The sequence below is a fragment of the Robertmurraya beringensis genome, assembly GCF_042433785.1.
In the GTDB taxonomy this organism is placed as follows: Bacteria; Bacillota; Bacilli; order Bacillales; family Cytobacillaceae; genus Robertmurraya_A; species Robertmurraya_A beringensis.
In genome coordinates this window covers 54,356-63,507 of the sequence record NZ_JBHLUU010000115.1, presented here as the reverse complement: position 1 = coordinate 63,507, position 9,152 = coordinate 54,356, and the positions used below count along the sequence as shown (strand labels likewise).

Here is a 9,152-nt window from a genome sequence, read left to right as displayed (position 1 = left end):
TGAGCCAGGATCAAACTCTCCAATAAAGAGTAAGATTAGCTCTTAAAGTTAAAACGTTGGCTAGTGTATTTTTCAACACTAATCATTTTTGTTGACGTATGATTTGTTTAGTTTTCAAAGAACAATTTGTTTCTCTTTCGCCAAAAAGCGACTTTATTAATATACCACTTAACCATCCGCTCGTCAACAACTTTTTTTGAAAAACTTTTTTCATTAATTCGTTGTTCAGCAGCGACGTTTATTAATATAACAAGTTATAAAAAATAAGTCAACAGTTTTTAACCCTTTTTTTCTTTTCTTTGATTGGATGACCTTATGTACTTCAGACATTCTTTTGCGGGTGCTACTCGCTTAAATAGCGTAAATAGAATTTTGTATCTTTCCTCCATTGCTCTTTTTACAATATGATCAATTCGGTCATCTTTTAAATCAAACAAGATCTCGTCCATTTCTCTCTTTATCAGGTACTCAATCTCTTTAACTTCTTTCTCATTGATTAACAATCCTAGCATAAAACATGTACACTCCTTTAACAATTTAGTTACTGTAGTGTGTTCTTAATTTCACCATTTTATAAGCATAAATCAAATTCTTTTTGAATAGATTTGAGACAAGTAGTGTTTGGGACGAGGTGAGAGGATGAAGTTTTTCTATGTATTAAATGGCAAATCATTAAAACAATTTATCCTTGTAGGAGTCGCAGCATTTTTCACAGCTTGGTTTTTGTACTTAGAAAATTACGTAAATGTACCAGCATTTTCAGGAAAAGACGGTCCAAAGGCAGTTTATAAGGGAGAAAAAGACTTAGCTGTTAGCTTTAATATTGGATGGGGGGATGAAAAAGCAGAGCCGATTTTGGATATCCTAAAAAGTAAAAATGTAAAATCAGCTACTTTCTTTTTATCAGGTTCTTGGGCAGAAAGGCATCCACATATTGTGGATCGAATTGTGAAAGAAGGATATGAGATTGGAATGCTGGGATATAATTATGAAGATTATACCGAGCTAGAAGAAAACAAAATAGTAAAGGATATCTCAAGGGCTCAAGAGGCTTTTAGGAAACTCGGTATAAAGGATATAAAACTTTTACGAGCTCCTACAGGGCATTTTGATCAAAAAACCTTAAAAGTAGCAGACCGTTTTGGACTTACTGTAATCCATTGGAGTATCGACTCAAAAGACTGGACTAATCCAGGTGTCGAGATCATTCAAGAAAATGCAGCTAAAGCTACCAAGGGAGATATTATTCTCCTTCACGCATCAGATTCTGCCAAACAGACAGCCGCTGCCCTTCCATCTATTATTGATGATATTAATAAAAAAGGATTAAAACTCGTATCTGTTTCCGAAATGATAGCAAATGCGACTTCGTCTTCAAAAGAAATAAAATAATAAAGCCGTCTCATTTTAGACGGCTTTTTTACTCTTTTCACTATTTGAAATAAATTTTGGTAATGCTAATAACTGATAGGCATTACAAATTAACAAAGGGAAAATCATTAAGTACAACCAACTATTTTCATTTACTCGAAGAATGGGTACCCATTCTAACACAGTAACAACAATCATAAAGAAAAGTGCAGGTATAAACGCTTCTTTATTTGTAAGCTTCGCTTTATAATATGCTACAACGAACCCACTAACAGCAATAAATGAAGCAAGCCCTAAATAAGGTATCAGACTGTCTCCTTTTTCAGAAAAAGCATTAAATCGTAAATAAACCAAGTCAAAAAGGACAAAAATGATAAGTAGCACTTGTACACTATTCCAAAGCTTTACTGATTTAAATATACCTAAACCAAAACGATGAACTGTTAAGTAGGCAAAGAAGCCCATTTGACTAATAAGGCTGAATATCAAACCAACCCCTACTAACCATGCTAAGATTGATAATATTTCAACTATCTGAAAATCAGTAAAAAACGGCTCAAATTCTTTCCAACGAACAATGAAGCCAACGATTCCTGTTGTCACTCCCCCGATTATAAGCGTCGAGAAAAACAACCTTACCAAGTTACGGCTATTCAACGTAATTTCCCCCAATTATGTAATCATTCCTTATTGATTGTACCAACCAAAGTATGAAAAATCTAGGTTCGAGTAGGAAACGTATAATTTTTGTCGTTTTTCTTCATCATATACTATAGTTACTATCGAAAGGAGCGTTAATCATGCCTAAAAAGTCTTTAGTGCTCCCTCTTTTAATAAGTGGGTTACTTCTTACTGGTTGTGCTGAAGTGGACACAAGCAGCCAAATGGATTACGAAGAAACAAAAAAAATGGTAGTTGATATTTTAAAGACTGATGATGGAAAAAAAGCTATAAAAGATGTGATGAATGATGAAACCATGAAGGAAACGTTGATCATGGACCAAGCAGTTGTTTCAGATACAGTTGAAAAAGCATTAACCTCCGATCAAGGGACTGCATTCTGGAAGAAGTCCTTTGAAGATCCAAAGTTCTCTGAAAGTGTAGCTAAAAGCATGAGAACAGAAAATGAAACCCTTTTAAAAGATTTAATGAAGGATCCAGAGTATCGAACCATGATGATTGATGTACTAAAAGACCCTGAACTTGAAAAAGAAGTAACAACCATCTTAAAAAGCGCTGAATACAGAAAGCATGTTCAAGCGGTTATGACCGAAACATTCGAAAGCCCTTTATTCAAGGCAAAAATTCAAGATCTCATTTTAAAAGCGGTAGAAGAGGTAGCTGAACAAAGCGGAAGTAAGGAAGAAGCAAAAGAAGAAGGGACAGGGGCATAGAAATGCGGCTCTGCTTTCAATTAAAGCGTTCTAGTGCTTTTCTTAAAATACGTGTAGAACGACGTTCGTAATATTAAAAAGAAATAAGCGGAGATTTTTCGGTTAAATAAAGAATGTAGCTCCTTTTCGGGGAAATAGGGGGAGGTTTTCCGCTTATGTAAAGAAAAATCCTCCATTTTCGACTTTTTCGAGTCAATAGGCGGAATCTCTCCGCCTATTGAACCTTGTTTTAATAATAATTACCAATTAGGCGGAATTTCTCCGACTATTATTATTCGCGCGCTCGGGTACTTAGCATGATCCCCCGTTAGCGGGGACCCTTAAATCCCGGATACAGGAATCAGCAGCTTTTTAGCAAACAATTTATAAAGATCAAACTCTCCATGCATAAAAAACCTCTCCAAGTGGAGAGGTTTTCCTAATTCACTATTTACCAAGTGACTCAATGATCGTACCTGCGATTTCTTTATATATTTGACCAAGCTTATGGTCTTCGTGATAAATAGACGGGGCAAAATCATCTTCATTCCAATCAGGCTGACCCAGAGGTAACTTGCCAAGTACCTTCGTTTGAAGCTCATCAGCAAGCTTTTCTCCTCCACCTTGTCCGAACACATATTCCTTTTCTCCAGTTAGCTTACTTTCAAAATAAGACATATTTTCAACCACACCTAAAATCTCGTGATCCGTTTTAAGCGCCATGGCACCCGCTCTCGCAGCAACAAAAGCAGCTGTTGGATGTGGAGTTGTGACGATAACCTCTTTACAGGCTGGAAGCATGCTATGTACATCAAGAGCTACATCACCTGTTCCAGGAGGTAAGTCTAGTAGTAAATAATCTAACTCTCCCCATTCAACTTCATTGAAAAAGCTGTTCAGCATCTTTCCAAGCATCGGTCCTCGCCAGATGATAGGAGAGTTATCTTCAACAAAAAAGCCCATAGAGATGACTTTTACACCGAAGCGTTCGACTGGTATTATTTTTTCCCCACGTACGGCTGGGCGCTTCGTTATGCCCATCATATCTGGTACACTAAATCCGTAAATATCCGCATCCACTAGCCCAACTTTTTTCCCTAATCTTGCTAAAGAAACAGCAAGATTCACTGAAACCGTCGATTTTCCTACTCCACCTTTCCCGCTAGCAATAGCAATAAAGGTTGTCTTACTTCCTGGTGATAAAAGACCTTGGGATTCTTCCTCCTGAGTAGAACGGAACTTATCAAGAGTTTCTTGTGACAGTTCAGAAAAACGAATTCCGACTGACTCTGCCCCCGCTCCCTTTAATAGGTTTACTATTTTCATCTGTAACTGTAGCTGTTCTGCTGTTCCTGTTTTTGCAATTCCTATTTTAACACTTACATGTTTTTTCTCTTCTTTAATCTTTACTTCTTCAATGGCATTTAATTCATCTAATGTCTTATGTAAAAATGGTTCTTCCACACTTTGTAATAGTTCAATCACTTTTGCTTCTGTTAACAACGTTTACACCGCCTTTTTGAATTCGTTTGCATTTCTTATTATAACATAATCCTCTGTATATAGAGTTAACTGCATCACACTCATATACAAGAAAAAAGAAGGTGGTATCTATTTCACCTTCTTACTCCGCTTCAATTAATTCATTTTCATTTGAGAAATATCTTAGCAGTCCTTTATAGATGGAAGCTGCCACCTTTTCTTGATATTCCTCGGTCTTTAACAACTGCTTTTCAGTTGGATTTGATAAAAAGCCAACCTCCACTAATACCCCTGGTTTCTGTGCATTTTTCAAAATATACACAGAGCTTAACGGTTTTGCTTTTCGATCTGTATTTTCAAGATTGATTCGAAGCTCGTCCTGAATGAATTTTGCAGCCTTAGCATTTTCCTTTAACTGTGGTGCGTAAAACGTCTGTGCACCACTCCATTTCTGTGAAGGAATTGAATTTAGATGGATGCTAACAAAAAAGTTTGCTTCCGATTCATTGATCATGGCTAAACGCTTTTTTAGATCCTCCGTTTTCCTCCTACTATATCCTCTAGTTCCACCCTCAGCTAAGTCCTTATCTTCCTCTCTAGTCATAATAACTAAAGCACCTTGCTCTTGAAGATAATCTCTTAATTTTTTCGATACACTTAATGCAATATCCTTTTCAAGTGCCCCCTCTTCCCCAGCTCCCCCATCAGGTCCACCATGACCGGGATCCAATAAGATAATTTGACCAGAAAGCGGAAGACTCCAAGAACTCCATGATTCTTTGGTTTTAAAATAATCATATTGAAGAATAAAAAATAAAATAACTAGTCCAACGGTAAAAGCAATGATTTTGGCTCTTTTGCTCATCTCTATGCGTCAGTCCTTCCCATCCGTCCAATATTCACTTTAATATATGGGACAAGATGGGATAATAGAACCTTGAGTTAATGTAGCCTTAATTTATGTCTTCTTTCTCCTGTACGAAAGCCTTCATGCCACCAACTTTCTACATACTGCTCACACAAGTAATAAAGAGACTCACTATAAACTCCTTCTGTTCCATTTCCCCAATATAAGAGGAAATTATATAGGGTATCGATTAAATGTTTTTCCTCTTTCTGACATCGATCCTTAATACTGTCTACTGACTCTCCATAAAACCCAAATTTACTAAAGTGAGCACCTAGAAGATAAGCTTCAATCGCTACATCATAACAAGCCTCTTCTATGCCTGATTGCGTCATTAAATTGGCAGTTATACGAGAGGATCCAAAATATTGTTTCACTCTTTCCTTTAGCGTTTTTAGTGAGATTTCTCTTAAAACTGATTTTTCATATTTCAACTGTTTTTCACGTTTTTTATCTTTAAAGGTTGTAATCACATTCACCGCATTGTCACCCCTTTCGGTTATTCTTTAACGACGAAAAGAGAGACATACAAATTTGCTACTGAATTCACCTTCCAATTTTTTTGGTTAATTTTCCTACACATGAATTGATCATTTTTTACAAGGAATTAAAATAGATGAAACAAACGCAGGCAGGAATATTCCTCAATGCCTAGAATTTGTTACCAGAAGGACATTTTTAGAAAAGGTGGGGTATTAGTATGAACCAACTCGAAATTGTTGCACTTGAAATATTAGATCGGATAACAGATGGTTTCTTCTCGGTTGATACAAATTGGAACTTCACCTACATTAACTCCGAAGCAACAAGATTACTTTTCAGAAATCGAGAAGATCTTCTTGGTAAAAATATTTGGTATGAGTTCCCTGAGGCAGTCCACTTAGAATTCTACGAACAGTACAATAAAGCCGTAAATGATCAGGTACCTGTTACATTTAGTTCTTTCTTTCCGCCACTAGATACATGGTTTGAAGTGAGAGCCTACCCATCGGCCAATGGTCTTTCTGTATACTTCTTAGATGTTACAACAGAAAAGAAATCTGCTTCAGAAAAACAGCAACATTATAAATCCCTATTCGAACAAAATCCTGATGCTGTCTTCTCTTTTGATTTAGAAGGAAATTACCTTAGTGTTAACTCAGCTATGAAGCGCTTGTTAGGCTATACAGAAAAAGAATTTCTCCAATCATCTTACCTTCCCCTTGTTGAAGAAGCAGAATTACAAAGAACCAGAAGTCACTATGAAAAGGCAGCAGCAGGTTATACTCAAAATTATGAAACGAAGGCTTTACATAAAGATGGGCGAGTGGTTCACGTGAGTGTTACAAATATCCCCATTATAGTTGATCATGAGGTAGTGGGTGTATATGGGATTGCCAAGGATATCACGGATCAGAAGGCCACTGAGCTCCAGCTCATTAAGTCTGAAAAACTTTCAGCAGTTGGTCAACTCTCTGCTTCGATCGCACACGAAATACGTAACCCACTTACAGCTCTAAAGGGCTTTCTCCAAATCATGAGGTCATCTGCCCCAAGCAAAGAAATGTCCTATTATGAAATTATGGCAGATGAGATTGCACGTATTGAACAGATTACTGGTGAGTTACTAATGGCGGCCAAACCACAAGTTCAGCATTTTCATTATGAGAACCTAACAGACATCCTTCATGATGTGACGAAACTACTCAATTCACAAGCACTAATAAACCGAGTGAACATTCATGTCAATACAGAGGCTATTCCCCTAGTGTACTGTGTTGCACACCAGTTAAAACAAGTATTCATTAACCTAATAAAAAATGCGATTGAATCGATGCCATCAGGCGGAGATATTCATGTGTTTATAGGAAATTCTCAAAACGGGCAGGTTTATTTAAAAATTATGGACCAAGGCTGTGGTATCCCAGAAGATTTACTTCAAAATATCGGCATACCCTTTTATACAACGAAACAAAAAGGAACGGGTTTAGGTATGATGACGAGCTTTAAAATTATCGAGTCACATGGTGGTAGGATGGAAATATCAAGTAAAGAAGAGGAAGGAACGATGGTTACAATCACTTTACCTGTTCATTTTGTAGAGTAATCATTCATATACTTAAGAGGAGGTCTTTTGTTTATAAAATAAAAAGACCCCCAACCATTGGTTGAGAGTCCTTGATAAGCGTAAAATTAACGCTTTGAGAACTGAGGTGCACGACGAGCGCCTTTAAGACCGTATTTCTTACGTTCTTTCATACGAGCGTCACGAGTTAATAAGCCAGCACGCTTAAGTGTTGGACGGTATTCTGGGTCAACGTTTAGTAACGCACGAGCGATACCGTGGCGGATAGCGCCAGCTTGACCAGTGTAACCTCCACCATTAACGTTAACAAGAATATCATAGCTACCTAGAGTTTCTGTTGCGTTTAATGGTTGCTTTACTACTTCACGTAGTGCTTCGAATGGAATGTAATCAGTGATGTCACGATCGTTAATTGTAATTTTACCGCTGCCTGGAACTAGACGAACACGTGCAACGGAGCTTTTACGACGACCAGTACCAATGTATTGAACCTGTGCCAATATAATACCCTCCCTTTAATTATCCACGAAGTTCGTAAACTTCAGGTTGTTGTGCTTGGTGCGGATGCTCGCTACCAGCGTATACGTGTAACTTTCTGAACATTTGACGACCTAAAGAATTTTTAGGAAGCATGCCTTTAATAGCAAGCTCTAACATTCTTTCAGCGTAGTTTGTACGCATTTCAAGAGCCGTTCTAGTTTTTAAACCACCTGGGTGCATAGTGTGACGGTAGTAGATCTTGTCAGTTAACTTCTTACCAGTTAACTCGATCTTTGAAGCATTGATTAGAATTACGTTATCACCAGTGTCAACATGTGGTGTGAAAGTTGGTTTATGTTTTCCACGTAGAATTGATGCAACTTCTGAAGCAAGACGTCCAAGAGTTTTGCCTTCTGCATCAATCACGTACCATTTACGTTCAATATTGTTTGAATTAGCCATAAACGTTGTACGCATTGAATAGTTCCCTCCTAAATTATACATTCATAAAATTTGTTCTGACATGCATTCCACACGTGTTCCGACATGTGTTCAGTCATGTTTTACGTATATCTCGACATAATAAGTTAACGGGGCTTATCATGGGATTAAAATACATACATCTGATATCATATACTGCATCTGTCCTGATGTCAAGGAAATGTTACACCAGGAATAGTTGTCATAGAATTTTTTTATTAATCTTTTCTACTTTTTAACTACGATTCTACTCATAAAACACTTTCCACAGGTATAACCCTTGCGAGGGAGCTGTTTTCCCAGCAAATGTTCGGTCTCGCTTTTCTAGAATTCCTGGAATAGAGTCGGGCCTAATTTCCCCATTCCCTACCTGTATAAGGGTTCCAACAATGATACGAACCATATTATACAGAAATCCATTTCCTCGAAAACGAAATACCAGCTGTTCACCCTCAGATAAAATATCTAGATCATATATCGTTCTTACACGATCCACGACCTCTGTCTTCGCGGAACAAAAGCTAGTAAAATCGTACTCACCAATAAAATGGGTACAAGCTTCTTTTATCCTATCTAGGTCCAAAGGGTAAGGAAAATGATACGAGTAATTCCTTTGAAACGGATCACGAATTTTTCGGTTATCAATAAAATACCGATACTCTTTTCCGATTGCATCAAAACGTGAATGAAAGTCTAGAGTCACTTCCTCCACCTCTAAAATGGCAATCTCACTTGGTAAAGCTCCATGTAACGCTAGTTGCCACCTTGATAAGGGAATGGACAGGTCTGAATCGAAATGAATTACCTGCCCCTTTGCATGCACACCTGCATCTGTACGACCGGAAGCGGTAACCTTTACTTCTCTACCTTTGTGGAGCTTTGTAAGGGCTGCTTCAAGCTCTGATTGAATCGTACGCTTATTAGGCTGAACCTGGTAGCCATGAAAGGCCGTCCCATCATAAGATATTTTACACTTATATCTCTTCATGAGAAC

General features: G+C 37.5%; 11 protein-coding genes. 3 read left to right on the top strand and 8 right to left on the bottom strand.

Annotation, left to right across the window (positions count from 1 at the left end; translation table 11 throughout):
* Nucleotides 1–278 precede the first annotated feature (278 nt).
* Nucleotides 279–512, bottom strand: a complete 234-nt coding sequence (locus ACFFHF_RS17735) for a hypothetical protein (protein ID WP_377058715.1) — start codon at nt 510–512, stop codon at nt 279–281.
* A 127-nt stretch (nt 513–639) separates the two neighbouring features.
* Here ACFFHF_RS17735 and pdaB point away from each other — a divergent pair, with 127 nt between their 5' ends.
* Nucleotides 640–1,392: a polysaccharide deacetylase family sporulation protein PdaB gene (gene pdaB / locus ACFFHF_RS17730; protein ID WP_160547946.1), complete on the top strand. Its 753-nt coding sequence runs from the start codon at nt 640–642 to the stop codon at nt 1,390–1,392.
* Nucleotides 1,393–1,407: 15 nt separating this feature from the next.
* Here the strand turns inward: pdaB and ACFFHF_RS17725 are convergent, their stop codons facing one another.
* Nucleotides 1,408–2,028, bottom strand: a complete 621-nt coding sequence (locus ACFFHF_RS17725) for a KinB-signaling pathway activation protein (RefSeq protein ID WP_160547947.1) — start codon at nt 2,026–2,028, stop codon at nt 1,408–1,410.
* Nucleotides 2,029–2,171: 143 nt separating this feature from the next.
* Here ACFFHF_RS17725 and gerD point away from each other — a divergent pair, with 143 nt between their 5' ends.
* Entirely contained in the window at nt 2,172–2,765 is a 594-nt protein-coding gene (gene gerD, locus ACFFHF_RS17720; RefSeq protein WP_160547948.1) for a spore germination lipoprotein GerD, read from the top strand.
* A gap of 426 nt (nt 2,766–3,191) precedes the next feature.
* Here the strand turns inward: gerD and salA are convergent, their stop codons facing one another.
* The 3 genes from salA to ACFFHF_RS17705 form a co-directional block, all read right to left on the bottom strand.
* Nucleotides 3,192–4,247, bottom strand: a complete 1,056-nt coding sequence (gene salA, locus ACFFHF_RS17715) for an iron-sulfur carrier protein/transcriptional regulator SalA (protein ID WP_160547949.1) — start codon at nt 4,245–4,247, stop codon at nt 3,192–3,194.
* Nucleotides 4,248–4,368: 121 nt separating this feature from the next.
* Complete coding sequence (gene cwlD, locus ACFFHF_RS17710) at nt 4,369–5,091, bottom strand: N-acetylmuramoyl-L-alanine amidase CwlD (RefSeq protein ID WP_160547950.1); 723 nt, start codon at nt 5,089–5,091, stop codon at nt 4,369–4,371.
* Between the two features lie 77 nt (nt 5,092–5,168).
* Nucleotides 5,169–5,612, bottom strand: a complete 444-nt coding sequence (locus ACFFHF_RS17705; RefSeq protein ID WP_377058714.1) for a YbaK family protein — start codon at nt 5,610–5,612, stop codon at nt 5,169–5,171.
* Between the two features lie 221 nt (nt 5,613–5,833).
* Between ACFFHF_RS17705 and ACFFHF_RS17700 the strand changes: the two genes are divergently transcribed.
* Entirely contained in the window at nt 5,834–7,219 is a 1,386-nt protein-coding gene (locus tag ACFFHF_RS17700; RefSeq protein ID WP_377058713.1) for a PAS domain S-box protein, read from the top strand.
* An 86-nt stretch (nt 7,220–7,305) separates the two neighbouring features.
* Here the strand turns inward: ACFFHF_RS17700 and rpsI are convergent, their stop codons facing one another.
* From rpsI to truA, 3 genes are all read right to left on the bottom strand, one after another.
* Nucleotides 7,306–7,698 carry a 30S ribosomal protein S9 gene (rpsI, locus tag ACFFHF_RS17695; RefSeq protein WP_066058480.1) on the bottom strand — a complete coding sequence of 131 codons (393 nt, stop codon included), beginning with the start codon at nt 7,696–7,698 and terminating at the stop codon, nt 7,306–7,308.
* Between the two features lie 19 nt (nt 7,699–7,717).
* Nucleotides 7,718–8,155, bottom strand: a complete 438-nt coding sequence (gene rplM / locus ACFFHF_RS17690; RefSeq protein WP_066058483.1) for a 50S ribosomal protein L13 — start codon at nt 8,153–8,155, stop codon at nt 7,718–7,720.
* A gap of 250 nt (nt 8,156–8,405) precedes the next feature.
* Nucleotides 8,406–9,146, bottom strand: a complete 741-nt coding sequence (gene truA / locus ACFFHF_RS17685; RefSeq protein WP_160547952.1) for a tRNA pseudouridine(38-40) synthase TruA — start codon at nt 9,144–9,146, stop codon at nt 8,406–8,408.
* Nucleotides 9,147–9,152: the final 6 nt, after the last annotated feature.